The sequence below is a fragment of the Anaeromyxobacter dehalogenans 2CP-1 genome (assembly GCF_000022145.1).
Lineage (GTDB): Bacteria > Myxococcota > Myxococcia > Myxococcales > Anaeromyxobacteraceae > Anaeromyxobacter > Anaeromyxobacter dehalogenans.
In genome coordinates this window covers 2,660,657-2,682,109 of record NC_011891.1, presented here as the reverse complement: position 1 = coordinate 2,682,109, position 21,453 = coordinate 2,660,657, and the positions used below count along the sequence as shown (strand labels likewise).

21 protein-coding genes and 1 tRNA gene are annotated in these 21,453 nt (G+C 74.8%); 16 read left to right on the top strand and 6 right to left on the bottom strand.

Annotated elements, in window-relative coordinates; translation table 11 throughout:
* Position 1: 1 nt before the first annotated feature.
* The gene (gene tpiA, locus A2CP1_RS12205) at positions 2-763 is read left to right on the top strand and encodes a triose-phosphate isomerase (protein WP_012633564.1); all 762 of its coding nucleotides are present in this window, start codon (positions 2-4) and stop codon (positions 761-763) included.
* Positions 760-1,128, top strand: a complete 369-nt coding sequence (secG, locus tag A2CP1_RS12200) for a preprotein translocase subunit SecG (protein ID WP_012526353.1) — start codon at positions 760-762, stop codon at positions 1,126-1,128. The genes tpiA and secG overlap by 4 nt, the downstream gene beginning before the upstream one ends.
* Before the next feature lie 110 nt (positions 1,129-1,238).
* Here the strand turns inward: secG and A2CP1_RS12195 are convergent.
* The 3 genes from A2CP1_RS12195 to A2CP1_RS12185 form a co-directional block, all read right to left on the bottom strand.
* Positions 1,239-1,320, bottom strand: a tRNA-Leu gene (locus tag A2CP1_RS12195).
* Between the two features lie 91 nt (positions 1,321-1,411).
* The gene (gene fdxA, locus A2CP1_RS12190) at positions 1,412-1,735 is read right to left on the bottom strand and encodes a ferredoxin FdxA (protein ID WP_011420590.1); all 324 of its coding nucleotides are present in this window, start codon (positions 1,733-1,735) and stop codon (positions 1,412-1,414) included.
* 33 nt (positions 1,736-1,768) lie between these two features.
* Positions 1,769-3,085, bottom strand: a complete 1,317-nt coding sequence (locus A2CP1_RS12185) for an inositol-3-phosphate synthase (RefSeq protein ID WP_012633563.1) — start codon at positions 3,083-3,085, stop codon at positions 1,769-1,771.
* A gap of 189 nt (positions 3,086-3,274) precedes the next feature.
* On the opposite strand from A2CP1_RS12185, the gene A2CP1_RS12180 reads away from it, so the two are divergent.
* The 8 genes from A2CP1_RS12180 (at position 3,275) to A2CP1_RS12145 (ending at position 10,122) form a co-directional block, all read left to right on the top strand.
* Positions 3,275-5,590: a TIGR02266 family protein gene (locus A2CP1_RS12180; protein WP_012633562.1), complete on the top strand. Its 2,316-nt coding sequence runs from the start codon at positions 3,275-3,277 to the stop codon at positions 5,588-5,590.
* 1 nt (position 5,591) lies between these two features.
* Complete coding sequence (locus tag A2CP1_RS12175) at positions 5,592-5,966, top strand: hypothetical protein (RefSeq protein WP_012633561.1); 375 nt, start codon at positions 5,592-5,594, stop codon at positions 5,964-5,966.
* A 66-nt stretch (positions 5,967-6,032) separates the two neighbouring features.
* Positions 6,033-6,782, top strand: coding sequence for a HesA/MoeB/ThiF family protein (locus A2CP1_RS12170; protein ID WP_012633560.1), 750 nt, complete (start codon positions 6,033-6,035; stop codon positions 6,780-6,782).
* Entirely contained in the window at positions 6,779-7,057 is a 279-nt protein-coding gene (locus A2CP1_RS12165) for a sulfurtransferase TusA family protein (protein ID WP_012633559.1), read from the top strand. Before A2CP1_RS12170 ends, A2CP1_RS12165 begins: the two co-directional genes overlap by 4 nt.
* Positions 7,058-7,079: 22 nt before the next feature.
* Positions 7,080-7,772, top strand: coding sequence for a HesA/MoeB/ThiF family protein (locus A2CP1_RS12160; protein ID WP_012633558.1), 693 nt, complete (start codon positions 7,080-7,082; stop codon positions 7,770-7,772).
* 309 nt (positions 7,773-8,081) lie between these two features.
* Complete coding sequence (cysC, locus tag A2CP1_RS12155; RefSeq protein WP_012633557.1) at positions 8,082-8,825, top strand: adenylyl-sulfate kinase; 744 nt, start codon at positions 8,082-8,084, stop codon at positions 8,823-8,825.
* 36 nt (positions 8,826-8,861) lie between these two features.
* Positions 8,862-9,716 carry an ATP-dependent sacrificial sulfur transferase LarE gene (gene larE / locus A2CP1_RS12150; RefSeq protein WP_012633556.1) on the top strand — a complete coding sequence of 285 codons (855 nt, stop codon included), beginning with the start codon at positions 8,862-8,864 and terminating at the stop codon, positions 9,714-9,716.
* Between the two features lie 181 nt (positions 9,717-9,897).
* Positions 9,898-10,122, top strand: a complete 225-nt coding sequence (locus A2CP1_RS12145; RefSeq protein WP_012526344.1) for a ribbon-helix-helix domain-containing protein — start codon at positions 9,898-9,900, stop codon at positions 10,120-10,122.
* Between the two features lie 105 nt (positions 10,123-10,227).
* Here the strand turns inward: A2CP1_RS12145 and truA are convergent, their stop codons facing one another.
* Entirely contained in the window at positions 10,228-11,046 is an 819-nt protein-coding gene (truA, locus tag A2CP1_RS12140) for a tRNA pseudouridine(38-40) synthase TruA (RefSeq protein WP_012633554.1), read from the bottom strand.
* An 83-nt stretch (positions 11,047-11,129) separates the two neighbouring features.
* On the opposite strand from truA, the gene A2CP1_RS12135 reads away from it, so the two are divergent.
* The 4 genes from A2CP1_RS12135 (at position 11,130) to A2CP1_RS23945 (ending at position 15,833) form a co-directional block, all read left to right on the top strand.
* Entirely contained in the window at positions 11,130-12,062 is a 933-nt protein-coding gene (locus tag A2CP1_RS12135; RefSeq protein WP_012633553.1) for an AgmX/PglI C-terminal domain-containing protein, read from the top strand.
* 7 nt (positions 12,063-12,069) lie between these two features.
* Complete coding sequence (locus A2CP1_RS12130; RefSeq protein ID WP_012633552.1) at positions 12,070-12,684, top strand: hypothetical protein; 615 nt, start codon at positions 12,070-12,072, stop codon at positions 12,682-12,684.
* A gap of 111 nt (positions 12,685-12,795) precedes the next feature.
* Positions 12,796-14,079: an ATP-dependent Clp protease ATP-binding subunit ClpX gene (gene clpX / locus A2CP1_RS12125; protein ID WP_012526339.1), complete on the top strand. Its 1,284-nt coding sequence runs from the start codon at positions 12,796-12,798 to the stop codon at positions 14,077-14,079.
* 296 nt (positions 14,080-14,375) lie between these two features.
* A complete protein-coding gene (locus A2CP1_RS23945; RefSeq protein ID WP_012633551.1) occupies positions 14,376-15,833 on the top strand; it encodes a DUF6600 domain-containing protein in 1,458 nt (485 codons plus the stop codon).
* A gap of 69 nt (positions 15,834-15,902) precedes the next feature.
* Here the strand turns inward: A2CP1_RS23945 and A2CP1_RS12115 are convergent, their stop codons facing one another.
* Positions 15,903-17,432, bottom strand: a complete 1,530-nt coding sequence (locus A2CP1_RS12115) for an Hsp70 family protein (protein ID WP_012633550.1) — start codon at positions 17,430-17,432, stop codon at positions 15,903-15,905.
* Positions 17,433-17,568: 136 nt separating this feature from the next.
* On the opposite strand from A2CP1_RS12115, the gene A2CP1_RS12110 reads away from it, so the two are divergent.
* Both A2CP1_RS12110 and A2CP1_RS12105 read left to right on the top strand, forming a co-directional pair.
* Entirely contained in the window at positions 17,569-19,830 is a 2,262-nt protein-coding gene (locus A2CP1_RS12110; protein WP_012633549.1) for a PrkA family serine protein kinase, read from the top strand.
* Between the two features lie 84 nt (positions 19,831-19,914).
* Positions 19,915-20,766: a S1C family serine protease gene (locus A2CP1_RS12105; protein WP_012633548.1), complete on the top strand. Its 852-nt coding sequence runs from the start codon at positions 19,915-19,917 to the stop codon at positions 20,764-20,766.
* A gap of 40 nt (positions 20,767-20,806) precedes the next feature.
* Here A2CP1_RS12105 and A2CP1_RS12100 read toward each other — a convergent pair whose 3' ends face one another.
* Complete coding sequence (locus A2CP1_RS12100; protein WP_012633547.1) at positions 20,807-21,433, bottom strand: hypothetical protein; 627 nt, start codon at positions 21,431-21,433, stop codon at positions 20,807-20,809.
* Between the last annotated feature and the right edge of the window lie 20 nt (positions 21,434-21,453).

The window sequence follows — 21,453 nt, the reverse complement described above, 5'->3', positions numbered from 1 at the left end:
CGTGGCCCGCACCAAGTTCGTCTGCGGCAACTGGAAGATGCACAAGACGGTCGCCGAGGCGGTCCAGCTCGTGAAGGAGCTGGCCGCCGGGCTCGGCGACGCCGCCGGGAAGGTGCAGGTGGCGGTGGCGCCGCCGTTCACCGCCCTCCACGCCGCCGCGCAGGCCGCGGCCGGCTCGGCCGTCGAGGTCGCGGGGCAGGACGTGCACTGGGAGGTCCAGGGCGCGTTCACCGGCGAGGTGTCCGCCGCGATGCTGGCGGAGGCGGGCTGCCGCCACGGCATCGTGGGCCACAGCGAGCGGCGCCAGCTGTTCGGCGAGACCGACGAGGCCGTCCGCAGGAAGGCCGGGGCGCTGCTCGCCGCCGGGCTCGCGCCCATCGTCTGCGTCGGCGAGACGCTCGCCGAGCGCGAGGCCGGCCGGACGCTCGAGGTGGTCGACCGGCAGGTGCGGCAGGGGCTCGCCGGGCTGGACGCCGGCGCGCTGGGCCGGGTGACGGTCGCCTACGAGCCGGTGTGGGCCATCGGCACCGGGAAGACCGCCACCGCCGCCCAGGCGCAGGAGGTCCACGCCGCCATCCGGAAGATCCTCCGCGACCTGGGGGGTTCCGTGTCGGACGCGATCCGGATTCAATACGGCGGCTCGGTGAAGCCCGAGAACGCTCAGGAGCTCATGTCCCAGCCCGACGTCGACGGCGCGCTCGTCGGCGGGGCCAGCCTCAAGGCGAAGGATTTCCTCGCCATCGTGAAAGGTGCACTCCGTTGATCACGCTCGTCACCGTCCTCCACGTCCTCGTCTGCATCTTCCTCATCCTCGTGATCCTGCTCCAGGCCGGTAAGGGCGGGGGCATGGGCGCCGGCCTGGGCGGCGGCGGCTCGCAGACGGTGTTCGGCGGGCGCGGCTCCCAGACGTTCCTCGGCAAGGTGACCAGCGTGTCCGCGGGCATCTTCATGCTCACCTCGGTGACGCTCGCCTACCACGCGTCCCGCACCACCTCGGTGGTCGAGCGCGAGGCCGCCCCGGCCCCGGCGCCGTTCGCGCCGGGCGCTCAGCTCCCCGCGCCGGCGCAGCCCGCGCCGGCCCAGCAGCCGGCCGCGCCGGCCCCGGCGCAGCCCGCGCCCGGCAAGTAGCGGCGAGGGCAGGGCGCTCGCGTCGCGCGGGCGCCCGTCCCCGGGATCGCGACGAGAGGGCAAAGAAAAAGGGGATCCGGTTCGCCGGATCCCCTTTCTGCTGTTCGGAGTGCCCAGGGCGAGATTCGAACTCGCACGCCTTACGGCGCCACCCCCTCAAGATGGTGTGTCTACCAGTTCCACCACCTGGGCGTTCGGAGCGGACGGTTTCTAGCAAAGGCCCGTTCCGGGCGCAACAGCGGAAAACGCGAACGGGTCAGGAAGGCGGAGCTTTCCCGACCGGTCACCGCTCCAGCTTGTCCCGCTTCTCCTCCACGTCCTTCCACTCCTCGGCCTCGGGCAGCGGGTCCTTCTTCTCGGTGATGTTCGGCCAGGCCTTGCTCAGCTCGGAGTTCAGCTGCACGTACTCGTTCCACTTCGCCGGCAGGCTCTCCTCCGGGAAGATGGCCTTCGTCGGGCAGGCAGGCTCGCAGGCGCCGCAGTCGATGCACTCGTCCGGATGGATGACGAGGAAGTTCGGCCCCTCGTAGAAGCAGTCCACCGGACAGACCTCGACGCAGTCGGTGTACTTGCACTTGATGCAGGGCTCGGCGACGACATAGGCCATGGCGCGTCCTCCAGAAGGGGACGGGTTCCTAATCTAGGGCTCGTAATAATCGAGCCCGAGGTGGGTGATGAGCTCCTCGCCCGCCAGGTGGCGGAGCGTGTTCTTCAGCTTGGTGAGCTGGATGAACAGGTCGTGCTCGGGGTAGAGGCCCTCGGCGACCATGGGGCTCTTGAAGTAGAACGAGAGCCACTCCTGGATCCCGGACATCCCGGCGCGCTGCGCCAGGTCCAGGAACAGCGCCACGTCGAGCGCGACGGGGGCCGCCAGGATCGAGTCCCGGCAGAGGAAGTTCACCTTGATCTGCATCGGGTAGCCGAGCCAGCCCTCGATGTCGACGTTGTCCCACCCCTCCTTGTTGTCGCCGCGCGGTTTGTAGTACTCGATGTGAACCTGGTGGTCGAAGTGGCCGTAGAGGTCGGGGTACAGCTCCGGCTGCAGGATGTACTGGAGCGCGGAGAGCTTCGAGACCGCCTTGGTCTTGAAGCTGCCGGGATCGTCGAGCACCTCGCCGTCGCGGTTGCCCAGGATGTTCGTCGAGAACCAGCCGTTCAGGGCGAGCAGCCGCGCCTTGAGCATGGGCGCGAGCACGGTCTTCATCATGGTCTGGCCGGTCTTGAAGTCCTTGCCCGCGAGCGGCACCCCCTGCTTCCGCGCGAGCTGCTGCAGCGCGGGGATGTCCACGGTCAGGTTCGGCGCCCCGTTCGCGAACGCCACGCCCTCCTTCAGCGCCGCCCAGGCGTAGATCATGGAGGGCGCGATGGCCGGGTCGCTCGCCGCCATGGCCTTCTCGAACCGGCCCAGCTCGGCGTGGACCGCCGACGGCTCCAGGTACACCTCGGTGGAGGCGCACCAGACCATCACCGCGCGGGCGCAGTCGTTCTCGCGCACGAAGCGGCGGATGTCCTCGCGCAGCGCCTCGCCCAGCTCCAGCTTGCTCGGCGCCTTCTTCACGTTCGGCCCGTCGAGGCGGCGCACGTACTCCGGCGAGAACACCGCCGGCATGGGCCGGACGGCGGACAGCGGGACGCGGAGCTGCTCCAGCAGCGCGTGGTCGAGCACCGAGGCGTGCGTCGCGGAGGCGTAGGCGTCGTCCGGGAACGGGTCCCACGCGCCGAAGCGCACGTCCTCGAGCGCGGCGATGGGCACCAGCTCGCGGATGAGCGGCGCCCGCTTCTCGGTGCGCTTGCCGAGCCGCACCGTGCCCATCTGCGTGAGCGAGCCGATCGGCTTGCCCATGCCGCGCTTCACCGCCTCGACCCCGGCGATGAGGGTGGTGGCGACGGCGCCCAGTCCCGGCACGAGCACGGCCAGCCGGCCCTTCGCCGGCGCGATCGAGCGTGGCTTCCTCACGGTGGCTTCCTCCCGGCGCGGTGCGCGACCGCTCCCAACAAGGTTTCGGGCCGTGGCCGCCGCCGCAAGGCCTGACGCGTGGCCGGGCGGGCGGCCGGTCACCGGAAGCGTAGGCCACCGACCGCCGCGAAGGGGCCGCCATTGGGCTCGGGCTGGCGGGGCGGCCCGTCGGGGGTACAATCCGCCGAAATGCCGCAGGAACGCCGCGACCCCCGTGTCCCCGTCTTGCTCCGCATCCGGCTGGCCTACGGATCGGTGGACGAGTTCGTCGATCGCTTCGCGCTGAACGTCTCGCGCGGCGGCCTGTTCGTGCGGACGCTCGAGCCACAGCCGCCGGGGACCCCGCTGCGCCTGGACGTGGTGCTCGAGTCCGGCGACCAGGTCATCCACGGCAGCGGCGTGGTGCGCTGGAGCACGCCCCCGTCCGCGCCCGGCGAGCCGGCGCGCGTCCCGGGCATGGGCATCAAGTTCGTGGACCTCTCGCCCGAGAGCCGGGCGCTGGTGGACCGGCTGGTGGCGGGCCGCGGCGGCGCGGCGCAGAGCGACGAGCCGCCCCGCCCGGCGGCCCCGCCGGCGCGACCGCCCGCCGCGCCAGCGCCGGCTGCCGCACGTTCGCCCGGCGCGCCCGGGCCCGCGCCGCGCGTGGCCGCGCCGCCCCCGGGACGTCCCCCCGGCGTGCCCGCGCCCGTGACGCGCGCCGCCGCCCCGCCGCCGGGGCACCCGCCGGGCGTGCCCGCGGTCCGCCCGGCCTCGGCCGCCGCGCCCTCGCCGGCGCCCGCCCCGCCCTCGCCGACGTCTCCGCCGTCCGCAGCGTCCCCGGCGCCCCCGGCGAAGGCGCGCGGTCCGGTGATCGGCATCGATCTCGGCACGACCAACTCCTGCGTGGCGGTGGTGCGGGGCGGCAAGCCCGAGGTGCTCGCCTCGCGCCAGGGGTACCGCACGCTCCCGTCGGTGGTCGCCTACGACGCGCAGGGGCGGCTGCTGGTCGCGCACGCCGCCAAGGCGCAGATGGTGGTGAACCCGCGCAACACCGTCTACGGCTCGAAGCGGCTGGTGGGGCGGCCGTTCGCCTCGCCCACGGTGCAGGCGTGCCGAGACCGCTTCCACTACGAGATCGTGCCGGGGCCCGACGGCGCCGCGGCGGTGCGCTTCGCCGGCCGCGACTTCTCGCTGCAGCAGATCGCGGCGCTGATCCTGCGCGAGATGCGCGAGACCGCCGCCCAGGCGCTGGGCGCGCCGGTCGAGCACGCGGTGATCACCGTGCCCGCCTACTACAACGACCACCAGCGCAACGCGGTCCGTGAGGCGGGGCGCCTGGCCGGCCTGGCCGTGGATCGCATCGTGAACGAGCCCACCGCCGCGGCGCTCGCGTTCGGCTTCGGCAAGGGGCTGGACAAGCGGGTGCTGGTGTACGACCTGGGCGGTGGCACCTTCGACGCCTCGGTGCTGGAGATCCAGGGCGACGTCTACGAGGTGATCTCCACCGGCGGCGACACGTTCCTCGGCGGCGTGGACTTCGACGCGCAGCTCCTCGACCACCTGGTCTGGCGCTTCATGGAGGAGCACGGGTTCGCGCCGCCCGAGGACCGGGTGGTGTGGCAGCGCATCCGCGACGCCGCGGAGGAGACGAAGGTCGCGCTCTCCACCCGCGAGGTGGCGGTGGCCCAGGTGCCGTACCTGTGCAAGGACCGGGGCGGCAAGGACGTGGGCCTGGAGGTGACGGTCACGCGGGCCGAGCTGGAGGCGCTCACCGAGCGGTTGGTGGACCGGACCCTCGAGGTCTGTCGCGAGGTGCTCGGTGCGAAGGGGCTCGGGCCCGGCGACGTGGACGAGGTGCTGCTGGTGGGCGGCCAGAGCCGGATGCCGCTCGTCTGGCGCAAGATCCAGGAGGCGCTGGGGCGCGAGCCGAACCGCAGCGTCCACCCGGACGAGGCGGTGGCGCTCGGCGCGGCGCTGCTGGCCGACTCGGCGCACCGCATCGACTCGGTGGTGCTGATCGACGCGCTGGCCATGGGCATCGGGGTCGGGCTGCCCGGCGGCCGGATGGCGCCGGTGTTCCCGCGCAACACGCGCCTGCCCGCGAAGAAGGCGCACGAGCACTCCACCACGCGCGACGGCCAGACGGAGCTCGAGCTGCAGGTGTTCCAGGGCGACTCGGTGAAGGCGTCCGAGTGCGAGTACCTCGGCACCGTGCGCGTGGAGGGGCTGCCGGCGCGGCCGCGCGGCGAGGTCCGGGTGGCGGTGGAGTTCGCGCTCGGCGCCGAGGGCATCCTCACCGTCACCGCGCGCGACCTCGCCACCGGCCAGGTCACCGCCATGCAGCTCGCCACGCTCGACACCCCCGAGTCGCTCCGCCAGAAGCTCGACCTGCCGGAGCCGCAGACCGCGCCCCGCGGCGCCCGCCCGCTGGAGCGCGCCCCCCACCCGCGCCCGCCCGCGCCGGCGCCGCCGGCCGCCACGCCCAGGCAGGGCCTGTTCGGCCGCATGTTCGGCTCGAGGAAGTGACATGGCCGGTCCGCTGGTCGTCTTCCTTCACCGCGCCGCCTGGGAGGATCGCTACCAGGCGGTCACGCTCGCCGTGACCGCGGCCGCCTTCGGTGAGCAGGTCACGGTGGCGCTCTTCTTCGAGGCGCTGCGGCTCTGGGTCGACGGGCGCTTCGACGAGGGGGCGCCGCCGTCCGCGGCGGAGGCGCGGGTGACGCCGCTCGCGGAGGCGCTGGAGGAGGCACGGCGCGAGCTGGGGCTGCGCGTGGTGGCGTGCGACACCGCGGTGCGGCTCGCCGGCCTCGATCCTGATCAAGTCCTCGGGCGGCTCGACGCCATCGACACGCTGCCCTCGCTGTGGCGCGCGGCGCGGGCGGGCAGGGCGCTCACCTTCTGACCGCCGCCGACGCGCCCCGGCGCTGTTGCCGGGGAGGCGGGGGCGGGATATAGGCGAACGCGTCCCATGACCAGCCTCTCCGGCAAGCGCGTCCTCGTCATCGGCGCCGGCGGCCTCGGCGCCCCGGCCCTCCTCACGCTGGCGGCGGCCGGGGTGGGGCAGCTCGTCCTGCTCGAGGACGACGCCGTCGAGACCTCGAACCTGAACCGGCAGCCGCTGTTCCAGGAGGCCGACGTGGGCCGGCGCAAGGCGGCGGTCGCGGCCGCGCGGCTGCGGGCGATCTTCCCATCGGTCGCGGTGGACGCGCGCGACGAGCGGTTCGACGCCGGCAACGCCGAGGCGCTGGCCGGCGGCGCCGACGTGATCGTGGACGGGTCGGACAACTTCGAGACCAAGTTCCTCGCGAACGACGCCGCCACGCGCGTGAAGCGCCCGCTGGTGCACGCCGGCGTGCTCCGGACCACCGTCCAGCTCCTCACCGTGGCCCCCTCCGGCCTGGGCGGCTGCCTGCGCTGCCTGTTCGAGGCGCCGCCGCCGCCGGGATCGGTCGCGTCCTGCTCGCAGGCCGGGATCCTCGGCCCGGTGGCCGGGTTCGCCGGCGCGCTCCTTGCCGCCGAGGCGCTGCGCCTGCTCGCCGGCGAGCGCGGGACGTACGAGGGGCGGCTGTTCACCTACGAGCTGCGCAGCGGGCGGTCGCGGCTCGTGCTGGTCCGGAAGCGCCCCGGGTGCCTGGCCTGCGCCGGGCGCCAGGTGCTGGGGAGCAGCGCGCCCGCCGCCTGCGACGCACCGGCGGCGCCGGCGGGGGGCGCGGCGTGAGCGGCCCCGAGCCCGCCCCGAGCCGGATCGACATCCGCGCCTACGCCTGCCCCATGACCTGGGTGAAGACGCGGATCGCGCTGGAGCGGCTCGCGGAGGGCGAGCGGCTCGAGGTGTGGCTGCGCGCCGGCGAGCCGCTGGAGAGCGTCCCGCGCAGCGCCGAGGAGGACGGCCACCGCGTGCTCGCGGTGGAGCCGCTGCCGGGAGCGGGCGACGGCGCGTTCCGTCTGGTCCTCGAGAAGCGCCGTCCCGCCGACGCGCCGGTGCTCCCGTGAGCCGCGTCCGCCCGGAGGAGCCATGTCGCTGAGCGACGATCGGATCGCGCGCTGGGCCCGGCAGCTCCTGGTGCCCGGCTTCGGGGAGGACGTGCAAGAGCGGCTGCTCGGCGCCCGCGTGCGGGTGGTCGGGGTGGACGCGGTCGCGTCGGCGGCGCTCGTGTACCTGGTCCAGGCGGGCGTCGGTCGGCTCTGGCTCGACGATCCCGAGGACGTGTCGCCCGCAGATCTCTCCGGGTGGCTGTTCCCACCGTCGGCGGTCGGCTCCTCGCGGGTCGACGCGGCCCGGAGCGCGCTCGCGCCGCTGTCCGCCTTCGTGCAGGTGGACCGGTACCCGACCGGCGGCGTGCCCAGCGCGGCGCTCGTCTGCGCGCCTTCGGTGGTGCAGGCGGTCACCGCGGCGGAGGCGGCGCGCCGGGCCGGCATCCCGCACGTGGTCGTCGAGCCCGACGGCGACGGCGGCGCGGTGATCTCGGTGCCGCCGGGGGCGCCATGCTACTCGTGCGCGCGGTCCGCCGCGGGCGCGGGCCGCCCGCCGGAGCCGGGGGTCGCGGCGCTCGCCGCGCTCGGCGCGGCGGAGCTGCTCCACCTGATGGCCCAGCCGGGCAGCGTGGCCGGGCGGCGCGTCGAGCTGGTCCGCGGCGTGGCGACGGCCCGCCCCACCGCGCGGCTCGCCGGCTGCGCCTGCGCCGGCGCGCAGCCGGCCGAAGCCTGAGGAAAGCCCAGCGATCCCGCGCCCGGGGGAGGCCGCCGGCGCGGCGCCACGCCCGGCGCCGGGCGGCGGCGAGGGCCCGCGGCCGTGTTCTCCCACCGTGAACGCCGGGCCCGCCGCCGGCTCCAGATTGACCCAGGGAGAACGGGTCCACCGATATCGGATTGCGCAAACGCCTGGAAAAACAGCGCGAACGTGAGTTTGGCGCGATGCGGTCCGATTTTGAGAACGGAGGTGCGAGAGGGTATACTCCACCGACCAAACCGCTCGTTCGCCGCCGGTGACCCCGCCGCGGCGCGTCCGGAGGACGGCATGGAGACGCAACACGGCGCCGGGTTCGTGGTCTGGCTCACCGGGATGAACCGGGCGGGCAAGAGCACCCTGGCTTCCCACCTGGTCGCGCGGCTCGCGGCCGCGGGCCGTCCCGCGACGCTGCTCGACGAGGACGGCGAGGCGGCGCTGCTGCTGGAGGGGCTGGGCACGCTCAAGGACGACCGGGCCAAGGTCGTCGCCCGGCTCGGGTTCGTCGCGAAGGCGGTGATGCGCTCGGGGGGGATCGCGGTCTGCGCCGCGCTCTCGCCGAACCGCGACGCGCGCGAGCAGCTCCGCCGCGAGGCGCGCCGCTTCGTCGAGGTCTTCGTGGACTGCTCCATGGAGAAGCTGCGGGAGCGCGATCCCGAGGGCCTCTACGCGAAGGCGCTCGCCGGCGAGCTGAAGGGGGTGCCCGGGGTGGACGTGCCCTACGAGCCGCCCGCGCGCCCGGAGGTGGTCGTGCACACCGACCAGCTCTCGGTGGACGAGTGCGTGCTGCGCGTGCTCCAGGCGATGGTGGACGCGAAGGTCATCGGCCCGGCCGAGTTCGGCCGCCTGACCGGCGGCCAGCGCCCGCGCCGCGCGCGCCCCGAGCCCGCCGCGAAGCCGAAGGCGGCGAAGGCGGCCCCGAAGGCCGCGTCCGCCGGCGGCGCACGCCGGAAGCTCGACGCGCGCCAGGCCGCCCGGCGCCCCCCGCGGAAGGCGGCGGCGAGCCCGGCCAAGGGCGCGAAGCGGCGCCGGTAGCGGCCTCGGGCGCGCGCCGGGTATAAGACCGGCGCCATGCGCCCCGACGACCTCGACGCGATCCGCCGGGCCTCCGAGCCCAAGCTCGCCCGGCTCAAATCGGACGTCGCCGCCTGCGGCAGCGCCCTGGTGGCGTTCTCGGCCGGCGTGGACTCCACGTTCGTGCTCGCGGTCGCGCGCGAGGTGCTGGGCCCCGGCGCGGTGGCCCTCACGGCGCACTCGCCGTCGGTCCCGCTGGCGGAGCGCGCCGAGGCGCGCGCGCTCGCGGCCCGGCTCGGGGCGCGCCACCTCGAGGTGGACAGCCACGAGCAGGACGACCCGCGCTACCTCGCGAACGGCGCCGACCGCTGCTACTTCTGCAAGTCCGAGCTGTACCGGCTCTGCGAGCACGCGGCGCGCGAGGCGGGGCTCGCCGCGATCCTCGACGGCTTCAACGCCGACGACCGCCGCGACCACCGGCCCGGCCACCAGGCCGCGCTGGAGCGTCGGATCCGCTCGCCGCTGGCGGAGGCCGGCCTCGGCAAGCAGGAGGTGCGGGCCTGGAGCGCGGCCTACGGGCTGCCGACCTGGGACAAGCCGCAGATGGCGTGCCTCGCGTCCCGGATTCCCTACGGCACGCCGGTCACGCCGGAGCGCCTGGCCCAGGTGGAGCGGGCGGAGGCGGGGCTGCGGGCGCTCGGGCTTCGCGACTTCCGGGTGCGGCACCACGGCGAGATCGGGCGCGTCGAGGTGGGGGAGGGCGAGCTGGAGGCCGCGTTCGCGCGCCGCGCCGCCCTGGTCGAGGCGGTGAAGGCGGCCGGCTTCCGGCTCGCGGTGCTCGATCTGGAGCCGTTCCGCTCCGGGCGGATGAACGCGCTCGCCGGCATCGCGCTGCCCGTCGTCGACGGCTGATCGCCCCGGCAGGTCCATCGCGGTCGTGGACGCACCCGGAGGGCTTCGGCCCCGTCCGTGGCGCGCCGGCGCGACTCCCGCTCGTTCTGTCAAGTTTCCGGTCAGTTGGCGGTTTTCTTGATGGCCGGATACCGGGTGGTAGCGTGTAGGTGCAAGTCAGCCCATGTCGCAAGGAGCGCACATGCACCCCGCCGATATCGCACCCGAGTCCCTGGAGAGCAGCGCCGTCGAAGGCAACCCGAACCGGCTCGAGCCCATGCTGGTGCGCCTGCCCCCGGCGCTCGCCGCCGAGCTGCGCAACCTGGCGCGGAAGACGCGCGTGCGCCAGTCGGACTACCTCCGGGAGGCGGTCGCCGACCTGCTCGCGAAGTACGGCCACCTGCCGGACCAGCGGAGCGCGATGTGATCGCGCGCGAGCGCGCCGAGTCGGCCCGCCCGCCGCCGCTGCCCGTCCGGACCCTGGCCCGCCTGCGCCTGGTCCGCGTCGCGGTGGTGCGCCGCGCCGACGGGATCATCGAGGCGCTGCCGGGTCCGGCGGCGCCGCGCGCGACGGCCACGTACCGTCCGGATAGCGCACCGCTGCGAGCGTGAGCCCCCAGCCCGGCGCGCGGACGCCGCGGTAGCGGCCGCGCGTCGCGAGCAGGGTGCGGATCACGTCCGGCGGGGCGCGGCCGAGGCCGGCCGCGACCGCGGTGCCCACCAGGTTCCGCACCATCGCGCGCAGGAACCCCTTGCCCTCCAGCACCACCGCCACGAGCGGTGCCCAGCCCGCCTCGATCACCTCGGCGCGGAGCAGGGTCCGCACCGTGCCGCGCTGCTCGCCGGGGCGGGCGAAGCCGACGAAGTCGTGCTCGCCGACCGCGTGCCCGAGCGCCTCGCGCATGGCCGCGGCGTCGAGGGGCGGGACCTCGGCGAGGTCCGGGAACGCGCGCGCGTCGGGCAGCGTCCACGCGTACGGGCGCAGCCCCACCGGCGGCGGAGCGCCCACGAGGTAGACGTAGGTGCGCGCGATCGCCGAGCCGCGCGCGTGGAACGACGGGCCGACCCGCGCCGCGTCCAGCACCAGGATCCCCTCGGGCAGGCCCTCGTTCAGTCCCCCCCGCAGCGCCACCGGGTCGAGCGCGGCGCGCGCGGAGAAGCTGACGACCTGCGCGAGGGCGTGCACGCCGGCGTCGGTGCGGGCCGCGACGTGGAGCTGGGCCCGCACCCCGAGCCGCTCCAGCGCCTCCTCCAGCGCCTGCTGCACGGTCGGCAGCCCGGGCTGCCGCTGGAATCCCCGGAACCGGCCGCCGTCGTAGGCGAGCCGCAGTGCGTAGGAGCGCCGTTCCATGCCGACGTGCTAAGTTCCCACGCCCGCCGCGCCGGCGCGAGCCGGCCGCGCGCCTCCGACCTCACCCCACGTCCCCGCACCGCATGGCGCCAGGCACCGAACCGAATCCCATCAACGACGACCCGGCCCTCGAGGGCGGCGAGTGGCTGTTCCGCCGCGCCGGCGAGGTGTTCGGGCCGGTGGACTCCCGCACGCTCGCCGCGATGCTGTACCGGGGCGAGCTCGAGCCGACCACGCCGGTGTCCTCCGGCGACGGCCACTGGACGCCGGTGGGCGAGCTCCCGCCGTTCGTGGTCCACGCCAAGAAGGCGCAGGCCGCCCTGCGCGTCGAGCGCGAGGTGACCGGGGCGCGACTGCTCCGGCAGCGGCGCGGCCGACGCAAGGCCCTGGCGGTCGCGGCCGCCGCGCTCCTGCTCGTCGCCGGCGCGATCGGCGGCGCGTTCCTGATGGCCCGCCGGAGCGCCGGGACCAACCCGCTGCTCGAGGACTTCGGCGCGGGCATCCGCATCGCCTCGGTGGCGCGGGTCGGCGTCTCCAGCCGCGCGGCGCCGGACGACGAGATCGAGGTCCCGCTCGACGGCGGCCCCGGCGAGGGGACGCCGGGCGCGGGGCCCGGCGGCGGCGGCGGGGCGCGAGGCGCGCTTCGGCGCGAGCCGGGCCTGACCGGGCGCGGCGGTCCGGCGGGGCGCGCGGCGAGCGGCGACGTGAGCGGCGGCGAGCTGGTCGCGGCGCAGTTCGACGAGCGGAAGATCCAGTCGGTGGTGGCGCGCGAGCAGCGCACGCTCGTCCCGTGCTTCCGCGCCGAGGCGGCCCGCTCGCCCGAGTTCCGCGGCGACGTGCCCATCGAGTTCGCGATCGGGAACGACGGCCGCGTGGCCGCGCTCTGGGTGGACGACCCGCGCTTCAAGCAGGGCGCGCTGCGCGATTGCCTGCTGCAGGCGCTCCACGGCTGGCGCTTCGACCCGTTCCCGGGGCAGCGCCCGACCGTGTCGCTCGCGTTCCGCATCGGCCAGTGAGCCCCACATGACCGCCACCGCCGAGAAGCTGGCCGCCCGCGCCGAGGACCTCCCGGAGGGCTCGATGCGCCGGAAGGTGCTCGAGGGGGCGCAGCGCTTCAAGTCGGCCTGGGTCGAGCTGGGGCGGCTCCTCTCCGAGGTGCGGCGCAAGGAGCTGTGGCGCGGGTGGGGTTACCCCAGCTTCGAGCGGTACTGCACGAAGGAGCTGTTCATCCGCGGCGCGACCGCGGACAAGCTCACCGCCAGCTACGGGTTCCTCGAGCGGCACGAGCCGGAGCTGGCGAAGGCGAGAGGCGAGACGCGCGCCCCGCCGTTCGAGGTGATCGAGGTGCTCTCCCGCGCCGAGGCCACCGGCCGGCTCTCCGACTCGGGCTGGCGCGAGCTGCGGGACGAGGTGATCGAGCGGCCGCCCACCCCGGCCGCGATGAACCGCAAGATCGCGGAGCGGTTCGGTCCACCCCCGCCGCCGCCGGCGCCGCCCAGGTCGGAGCGGGTCGAGCGGCTCGCCGCCGCGGCGCGGCGACTCGCCTCGGCCTGCCGGGACGAGGACGCGATGCCTCGGTCCGTGGCGCAAAAGGCCGATGCCCTCGCCGGGGAGATCGAGGCCCTCCTCGATCGCTAGCCGCGGGGTTTGGGGGAGCGGCCACGCGGCACCCTGGCTATATTCGAAGCCGGGCTCCGAATTCCGGGGACTCCCAGTTTGGTGGTAACATCCGATGCGTCGAGGGAACGCGTGAGCCGGAAAGAGCATCACCACGGAAACCTGTCCTGCTCGTTCTGCGGCAAGGGCCAGCGGGAGGTCCGCAAGCTCATCGCGGGGCCCACGGTCTACATCTGCGACGAGTGCATCCGCCTCTGCAACGACATCATCGCGGAGGAGGCCGAGCGGGACGAGGGCCGTCCGGCCGTCTCGCTGCCCACCCCGGCCGAGATCAAGAGCTTCCTCGACGATTACGTGGTCGGCCAGGACCGCGCCAAGAAGGTCCTCTCGGTCGCGGTCTACAACCACTACAAGCGCGTCTACTCCCGCAAGCCCGCCCGGCCGGCGCGCCCGGGGCAGGCGCGCGCGGCGCAGGACGACGTCGAGCTGCAGAAGTCGAACATCCTGCTCATCGGGCCCACCGGCTCGGGCAAGACGCTGCTGGCGCAGTCGCTGGCGCGCTTCCTCAACGTTCCGTTCACCATCGCCGACGCGACCAGCCTCACCGAGGCGGGCTACGTGGGCGAGGACGTCGAGAACATCATCCAGAACCTGCTGCACAACGCCGACTACGACGTGGAGAAGGCGTCGCGCGGCATCGTCTACGTCGACGAGATCGACAAGATCGCGCGCAAGGGTGACACGCCCTCGCCGACCCGCGACGTGGGCGGGGAAGGCGTCCAGCAGGCGCTCCTCAAGATCATCGAGGGCACGCGCGCCAACGTCACCCCGCGAGGCGGCAAGAAGTACAACCAGCAGGAGTACATCCAGGTCGACACCTCGAACGTGCTCTTCATCGTCGGCGGCGCGTTCTGCGGGCTGGAGCAGGTGATCCGCCGGCGCGTGGGCGTGAAGGGGCTCGGCTTCGGGGCCAAGATCGAGCGCAAGGAGGAGGCTAGCCTGGGCGAGCTGCTCGCGCGGGTGGAGCCCGGCGACCTGGTGCGCTTCGGGATGATCCCCGAGTTCGTCGGCCGCCTGCCCATCATCGCGACGCTGTCCGATCTGAGCGAGGACGACCTCGTCACCATCCTCACGCAGCCGAAGAACGCGCTCACGAAGCAGTACATCAAGCTCTTCGACCTGGAGAAGGTGAAGCTCTCCTTCACCAAGGAGTCGCTGCGGGCGACCGCCCGCGAGGCGATGCGGCGCAAGTCGGGCGCGCGCGGCCTGCGCGCCATCCTCGAGCAGGCCATGCTCGACATCATGTACGACGTGCCGTACCGGGAAGGCGTGAAGGAGTGCAAGATCACCGAGGGTGTGATCGTCAACCGGGAGCCGCCGCTCCTGAGCTTCGAGAAGGAGAAGCGGACCGCCTGAGCGCGTCCGCCTCGCCGACACCCCCAAGCGGCCGCCTCCGGGCGGCCGCTCGCACGTCCGGGACCCGACGCTGCGGCGGGGTGCCGCCCCGCGCACGGTGGCCGCGCGGCGGGGCGGTCCGTGCCGGCACGGTGAAGCCGGCGCACACTGTGCCCCGGTGGACCCGCGAGCAGCCGGCAACTCGGCGTCAGAACGGTGGAATTGCGCGGCACTGCACTTGCTTGTAGGACGGGGGAAGGCTCAGGGGCGATCGCCCGTCCAGCCAGCAGAAGCCACCGCATCGCCAGGAGGCTGCCATGCTCCGCCGCACGCTCACCCTCGTCGCCCTCGCGGCCGTCGCCGCGCCGGCCCTGCCGCGCGCCGACGACCGGGAGTGGGAGGAGGACTACACCGACCAGTGGTCGGACGAGCGCCCCGCCGACTACGACGTCTCGGTGGACCTGAACGACGCTCCGGGCGCCGTCACGTTCGACACCTTCCAGGGCGCGCTCTCGCCGTACGGCCAGTGGGTCGTGGTGGGCGGGTACGGCCGCGTGTGGCGGCCGTACGTCGCCGCCGGATGGCGCCCGTACTACTACGGCCGCTGGGAGTGGACGAGCGAAGGGTGGCTGTGGGTCTCCGACGAGCCGTTCGGCTGGGCCGCGTACCACTACGGCCGCTGGACCTTCGACCCCGGCTACGGCTGGGTCTGGATCCCCGGCTACCAGTGGGCGCCGGCGTGGGTGGCCTGGCGCTACTCCGGCGACGTGGTCGGCTGGGCGCCGCTCGGGCCGGGCGTCTCGATCTACGTCTCGAGCTATCCGTTCGTGGACACCTGGTGGACGTTCGTGCCGTGCGGCAGCTTCGTCTCCTACCCGGTGTACCGGGTGGCGTACGGGCCGCGCTACACGCGCCAGTACTTCTACGCCACCGCGCCGGCGCCGCCGATGGGCGGCGGGCGCGCGGTGCCCGGGCGGCCCGGCGGCGTGCGCCCGGCTCCTGGCCGGCCGGCGTGGGGCGGCCCGGCGCGAGGCGTGATCGAGCAGCGGCTCGGTCGTCCGGTCACGCCGGTGCGCGTGGTCGCGGCGCCCGCACCCGGGCCGGCCCGTGCGCGGCCCGGCGAGGTCTCCATCTACCGGCCCGACGCGCGGCCGGCGCCCGGCGCGCGTTCCGACGGCGGCCGGGTCGCCCCCGGCAGCGCGCCCTCTCGCGGCGACGGCCGCGGTGCGCCGGGGTACGCGCCGCCCTCGCGCGGCGAGAACCGTGGCACCCCGGGCTACGCACCGCCGTCCGGCGGCGCGACCCGCGGCGCCCCCGGCTACGCGCCGCCCCGCGGCGGCGAGAACCGCGGCACCCCGGGCTACGCGCCGCCGCGCGGCGGCGGCCCCTCCGCCGCGCCGCCGGCCCGCGGTCCCTCCGCGGCGCCGCCCGCGCGCGGTGGCCGGGCGCCCGACGCGGGCCCGCGCGGCGAGGTGCCGCGCGCCGCCCCCGGCTACGCGCGCCAGGACCGCGGCGGAGACGCCGGGGCCTACGGCGGCTCGTATGGCTCCTACGGCGCCCCCGCCCGCGCCGCGCCGCCGGTTCGCAGCGCCCCGGCGTACTCGGCCCCTGCGGCCCGCAGCGCCCCGGCGTACTCCGCCCCCGCGGCCCGCAGCGCGCCGGCGTACTCGGCGCCCGCCCGCGCCGCGTCGCCGCGCGCGGCCCCGCCCGCCGCATCGCACGGCGGCGGGCGCGCGGCGCCGACCGCGCCCGGCAGGGGCGGCGACCGGCGCTAGCCGGAGTCGTCGCGCCGTGCTCGCGGCCCCCGGCGCCCGGGGGCCGCGCCGTCTCCGCGGCGCCCGGGCTCAGCTCGAGGTGACGCGCACCGTGGTGCGCATCTGCCGGCCGGTGTCGAGGTCGCGGGCGCTCATGGAGAGGATCCCCTCGACGTTCACCTCGAACGCGATCTCCAGCCGCACCTCGCCGGCGCGGCAGGGCCGGACCCCGCTGAAGGTGAACTCGCCCAGCAGCTCGTTCTGCGCGGTGAGCCCGTGGTCGCCCTGGAAGATCCGCACCACCAACTCGCGCTGGCCGTCCACCGCGTTCGTCGCGGCGATGGTCCGCGCGTTCGGGATCGAGGCGTTGCGCGGGAACACGACGTGCATCGTCCCGCCCGCCTGCTCGATGCCGATGGCCATCGGGATCACGTCGAGGAGCTGGATGCGGAGATCCGAGGTCTCGCGCAGCGACCACCCGTACAGCGCCGCGCCGATGGCGACCGCCTCGTCCGGGTGGACGCCCTTGGACGGCGGACGGCCGAAGTAGCGGGTGAGGCGGTCCTGGATGATGGGCATGCGGGTCTGCCCGCCCACCAGCATCACCTCGTCGATGTCGGCCGCGCCGACGCCCGCGTCGACCATCACCCCGGCCATGATCTCGATCGACCGGTCCACCAGGTGATGCGTGAGCGCCTCGAGCAGCGTGCGGTCGAAGCGCAGGTCCATGTTGAGCGGCTGGCCCTGCGCGGTCATCGTGATGAACGGGATCGAGAACGGCGCCTCGGTGCGGGCCGACAGGTCGATCTTGGTCCGCTCGGCCAGGTCCTTGATCCGCTGCATCGCGACCGGGTCCGACGACAGGTCGATGCCGTGCTTGCGGCGGAAGTCGTCGAGCACGTACCCGATGACCGCGTTGTCGAAGTCGAGGCCGCCCAGGAAGATGTCGCCGCCGGTGGCCTTCACCTCGAAGACGCGGTCGCGGATCTCGATGATCGAGACGTCGAACGTGCCGCCGCCCAGGTCGTAGACCAGCACCCGCTGGTCGAGCCGCTTCCCGATGCCGTAGGCGAGCGCGGCGGCGGTCGGCTCGTTGATGATCCGCACCACCTCGAGATCCACCAGCGTGCCCGCCTCCTTCACCGCCTGGCGCTGGCGGTCGGTGAAGTACGCGGGCACGGTCACCACCGCGCGCTTCACCGGGATGCCCAGGTGGTCGGAGGCGACGTCGCGGATCTTGCCGAGGATCTTCGCGCTCACCTCGGGCACGTGGAAGCTGCGGCCGTGGCAGTCGAGCGCCACGTCGTTCAGGTCGCCGGCGTGGACCCGGTACTGCACCGAGCGCTGCACCGACTCGACCACGTCGTCCTTGGGGGCGCGCCCGATGAGGCGCTTGGTGGCGTAGAGGGTGTTGCGCGGGTTCAGCTGCCACTGCCGCTTGGCCTCCTGGCCGATGAGCTCGTGGCCCTTGTCGTCGATCGCGAAGATCGACGGGATGGTGTACTCGCCGCCCTTGTACGGGATGAGCTTGACCTGGCCGTCGCCGACGGCCAGCGCGGCGCACGAGTTCGTGGTGCCGAGGTCGATCCCGATGATGACGTCGCTGGGCAGCCGCTCCATGGGTGCCGGAGGGTACTACGGAGGGGACCCAGCGTGGAGTGCCCGCCGTGCGTGCACGCACACACGCGCCCGCCCGCCCGGCCGTTGGCGCGGCGGTCGCCCCGTGCCACGGTTAGGAACCGCTGGGAGGCCACCCATGGACGCGCAGCGCTGGCTGGCGAACGTCGGGTCGGGCGTGAAGGGCGCGTTCGTGGCGAACCGCTCGATCCTGTCCTACCCGGAGTACCTGCAGGCCTTCCTCGAGGCGCCGCGGGCCCACGCGCGCTCCGCCGCCCAGTACCTGCGCGACGTCCTCGATCACTTCGGATCCGAGGAGCGGGAGACGCCGGTCGGGCGGGTGCGCCGCTTCAGGCTGTTCGACCTCCCGTTCGATCCGGACGGCCGGCAGCACCGCGTGGCCGGGCAGGAGGAGGTCCAGGCCGCGATCTACCGCGCGCTCGGCGCGTTCGTCCGCAGCGGCCGGGTGAACAAGCTGGTGCTGCTGCACGGGCCGAACGGCTCGGCGAAGTCGTCGATCGTCTCGGCGCTGATCCGCGGGATGGAGGCGTACTCGCGCACGCCGGAGGGGACGCTCTACCGGTTCCACTGGGTGTTCCCGAGCGGCCGCGCCGGCCGCGGCGGGGGCCTCGGGTTCGGCGGCGGGCGCGGCGACGAGCCGGAGCTGCCCAGCTTCGCGCACCTGGAGGGCGACGCGCTGGACGCGCGGCTCTCCTGCCCGATGAAGGACCACCCGCTGCTGCTCGTGCCGCGCGCCGAGCGGCGGGCGCTGCTCGAGGAGCGCTGCCGGCCGAGCTCGCGCGAGGGGGCGGGGGAGCGCGACTTCGTGCTCTCCGACTACCTGCTCGACGGCGAGGTCTGCCAGTACTGCCGGCAGGTGCACGACGCGCTGCTGGCCGCGTACCGCGGCGACTGGCTCAAGGTGCTGCGCCACGTCCAGGTCGAGCGCCTCTACGTGTCGGCGCGCTACCAGCAGGCGGCGGTCACGCTCGAGCCGCAGCTGTCGGTGGACGCCGGCTACCGGCAGGTCACGGTGGACCGCAGCGCCGCCGCGCTGCCGCCCGCGCTGCACGCGTTGACGCTGCTCGAACCGGCCGGGCCGCTGGTGGCCGGGAACCGCGGGCTGGTGGAGTACTCCGACCTGCTGAAGCGCCCGCCGGAGGCGTTCAAGTACCTGCTCGGCATGGCCGAGACGGGCCGGGTCGCGCTCGATCAGATCCTGCTGCAGCTCGACGCGGTGCTCATCGCGAGCGCGAACGAGAAGCAGCTCTCCGCGTTCAAGGAGTCGCCCGACTTCGCCTCGTACAAGGGCCGGCTGGAGCTGGTGCGCGTGCCGTACCTGCGCCGCGCGTCGGTGGAGCGCGAGGTGTACGACCAGCAGATCACCTCGGCGGCGGTCGGTCGCCACGTGGCCCCGCACGCGACCGAGGTGGCCGCGCGCTGGGCGGTGCTGACGCGGCTGAAGCGGCCGCTCCCCGAGCGCTACGAGGGCGAGCTGCGCGGCCTGGTGGAGGAGCTGGCGCCGCTCGAGAAGCTGCGCCTGTACGACGCCGGCGCGGCGCCGGACCGGCTCTCGCTCGCGCAGGGCAAGGTGCTGCGCAAGCACGCCCCCGACCTCTACCGCGAGTCGGAGTCGTACCCGAACTACGAGGGGCGCATGGGCGCCTCGGCGCGCGAGGTCAAGACCGCGCTCCTGAACGCGGCCCAGTCGCCCGCCACGCGCTGCCTCACCCCGCGCGCCGTGCTGGACGAGCTGCGGGCGATCTGCCGCGACCGCACCGTGCACGACTTCCTCCAGCAGGAGGTGGTGGACGGCTACCACGACCACGAGGCGTTCGTGCGCGTGGTCGAGGCGGAGGTGCTCGACGCGGTGGACGAGGAGATCCGCGAGTCGATGGGCCTCGTCTCCGAGGCCCAGTACCGCGAGCTGTTCGGCCGCCACGTCGCGCTCGTCTCGCACTGGGTGCGGGGCGAGAAGATCCGCAACGCCGTCACCGGCGAGTACGCCCCGGCCGACGAGGCGCGCATGGTCGAGCTGGAGAAGGTCGTGATGCCGGAGGGCGAGGACCGCACCGCGTTCCGGCGCGGCCTCATCGCGGCGGTCGGGGCGTACCGCCTCGACCACCCCGACGCGGCCGAGATCGACTACGTGGCGATCTTCCCGGACCTGTTCCGGCGGCTGCGCGAGCACACGTACGAGGAGCGCCGGCGGGAGCTGGGACGGGCGACCGACGGCCTGCTCCGCTACCTCTCCGACGAGCGCGCGTCGCTCGACGAGAAGGCGCGGCGGCAGGTCGAGCGCACGCTCGCCGCGATGCGCGACCGCTACGGCTACTGCGAGGACTGCGCGCGCGACGCGATCCTGTTCCTGACGCGGCGGCGCTACGACGCGCCCGCCTGACGGCCGAGTGAGCGCACGCCGTGGTCGCGAGTCCGTCCGCAAAGGCGAGGGAATTGCCTGTTCGGGTCCGCCGTTCCGGATTTCGTGCCCCGCTATCGACTCCTCTCCAGCCTTGGCGGCGCGGCCCTGGTCGCCGGCCTCTTCCTCCTCGCCTCCCCGCTGCTGGGGCTCACCACGCCGCGCGCGGGCAACCCGCGCGCCGAGACCGTGCACAAGGTCTTCCCCTCGGCGGTCCGGCTCCAGATCGTCGCCGGCGAGCAGGTGGTGCGGAGCGCCTCCGGCATCGCGTTCGCGCACGACGGCGGCCGCACGTACGTGCTCACCAACGCGCACGTGGTCGAGCCGGCCCGCGAGTGGCCGGAGGGCGCGGCGCTGCGGGTGCTCCCCTCCGACGGCTCCGCCGGCGTGGCGGCGAACGTGGTCGCGCGCGGGCGGGTGCCCGAGGCCGACCTGGCCGTCCTCGAGGTGCAGGCGACGCTGCCGGTGACGCCGCTCGCGGGCGACGACCGGATGGAGCTCGGCGACGACCTGGTGGTGATCGGCGCGCCCTTCGGGAAGGGGCTGTCGGTGGCGGCCGGGATCGTGTCGCAGGTCGAGTACGAGCTCGCCGAGAACGCCGCCGCCCCGCGGCGCGCCCGGGCGCTCAAGACCGACGCGGCCATCGGCTACGGCAGCTCGGGCGGCGGCGTCTTCGACGTGCCGGGCGGCCGCCTCATCGGGCTGGTCGAGGGGTACCGCACCGCGCGCGTCGCGTTCGGCAAGGACGCCGAGCAGTACGCGTTCGACGTCCCCATGCCCGGCGAGACGTTCGTCGCGCCGGCGGCGAAGATCCGCCGCTTCCTGGTCGAGAAGGGCCTCGGGCGGCTCGCGCCCGCCGAGGCCGTGGCCGGCGCCCAGGGGCCGGTGGCCACGCCGGCCGCGGCGAAGCAGTTCTAGCGCGCCTGCGCCGGCCTTCCGGCGCGTCCTGCACCTGCCGTCACCGCCCGGGCCCGCCGGGCGGCGGGGAGGGCGGGCCGGGCGAGGTGCTGCCCGGGGCCGGACCCGGGGGCGGGGCGGTCGGGGCGGGCGCGCCTCCCTCGCCGGCCGGGGGCGGGCCGCCGCCGCCGGGGCCGGTGCCCTGTGCCGGCGTGGACGGCGGCCGCTGCGGCCCGCGCACCGTGACCCAGTAGGCCAGGTCGTCCGCGTTGCGCCCGGCGCGCACCGATGCGCCGGCGACGACGTCGAGCACCGTGGTGAGCCCGGCCGGTCCGTACACCAGCGTGTTGCGATCGATCGTCAGCGTGACCGGCCCGGCGGCGGCGTCGATGGTCAGGCGGTGGTGGGCGCGGTCCACCTCCTTCACCGTCCCGACGACCTCCTCCAGCACCGAGGCGCGCGGCAGCGGCTTCGCCGGCTTCGCGTCCTTGCCGTCCCTGGCCTTCGCGCCGCCCTTCTCGCCGGCGGCGGGCGTGGGATCCGGGATGGCGCGGGGGGGCGGGAGCTGGCCGACCGGCTCGGAGGCCGGCGCGGCGGGCGCGGCCGGCGGCGGCCCGGCCTCCTGCGGGGAGGCGACGGTGGGCACGAGCAGGGCGGCGGCGAGCAGCGCCAGGGAAGGGCGGATCATGCGACATGGTATGCCGCGGC

Coding starts and splice junctions, on each gene's coding strand:
- A2CP1_RS12180 (WP_012633562.1), top strand. CDS start 3,275: ATGCCGCAGGAACGCCGCGACCCCCGTGTCCCCGTCTTGCTCCGCATC.
- cysC (WP_012633557.1), top strand. CDS start 8,082: ATGGAGACGCAACACGGCGCCGGGTTCGTGGTCTGGCTCACCGGGATG.
- A2CP1_RS12130 (WP_012633552.1), top strand. CDS start 12,070: ATGACCGCCACCGCCGAGAAGCTGGCCGCCCGCGCCGAGGACCTCCCG.
- A2CP1_RS12100 (WP_012633547.1), bottom strand. CDS start 21,433: ATGATCCGCCCTTCCCTGGCGCTGCTCGCCGCCGCCCTGCTCGTGCCC.
- larE (WP_012633556.1), top strand. CDS start 8,862: ATGCGCCCCGACGACCTCGACGCGATCCGCCGGGCCTCCGAGCCCAAG.
- truA (WP_012633554.1), bottom strand. CDS start 11,046: ATGGAACGGCGCTCCTACGCACTGCGGCTCGCCTACGACGGCGGCCGG.
- A2CP1_RS12175 (WP_012633561.1), top strand. CDS start 5,592: ATGGCCGGTCCGCTGGTCGTCTTCCTTCACCGCGCCGCCTGGGAGGAT.
- A2CP1_RS12115 (WP_012633550.1), bottom strand. CDS start 17,432: ATGGAGCGGCTGCCCAGCGACGTCATCATCGGGATCGACCTCGGCACC.
- A2CP1_RS12145 (WP_012526344.1), top strand. CDS start 9,898: ATGCACCCCGCCGATATCGCACCCGAGTCCCTGGAGAGCAGCGCCGTC.
- A2CP1_RS23945 (WP_012633551.1), top strand. CDS start 14,376: ATGCTCCGCCGCACGCTCACCCTCGTCGCCCTCGCGGCCGTCGCCGCG.
- A2CP1_RS12135 (WP_012633553.1), top strand. CDS start 11,130: ATGGCGCCAGGCACCGAACCGAATCCCATCAACGACGACCCGGCCCTC.
- A2CP1_RS12160 (WP_012633558.1), top strand. CDS start 7,080: ATGTCGCTGAGCGACGATCGGATCGCGCGCTGGGCCCGGCAGCTCCTG.
- A2CP1_RS12110 (WP_012633549.1), top strand. CDS start 17,569: ATGGACGCGCAGCGCTGGCTGGCGAACGTCGGGTCGGGCGTGAAGGGC.
- fdxA (WP_011420590.1), bottom strand. CDS start 1,735: ATGGCCTATGTCGTCGCCGAGCCCTGCATCAAGTGCAAGTACACCGAC.
- A2CP1_RS12170 (WP_012633560.1), top strand. CDS start 6,033: ATGACCAGCCTCTCCGGCAAGCGCGTCCTCGTCATCGGCGCCGGCGGC.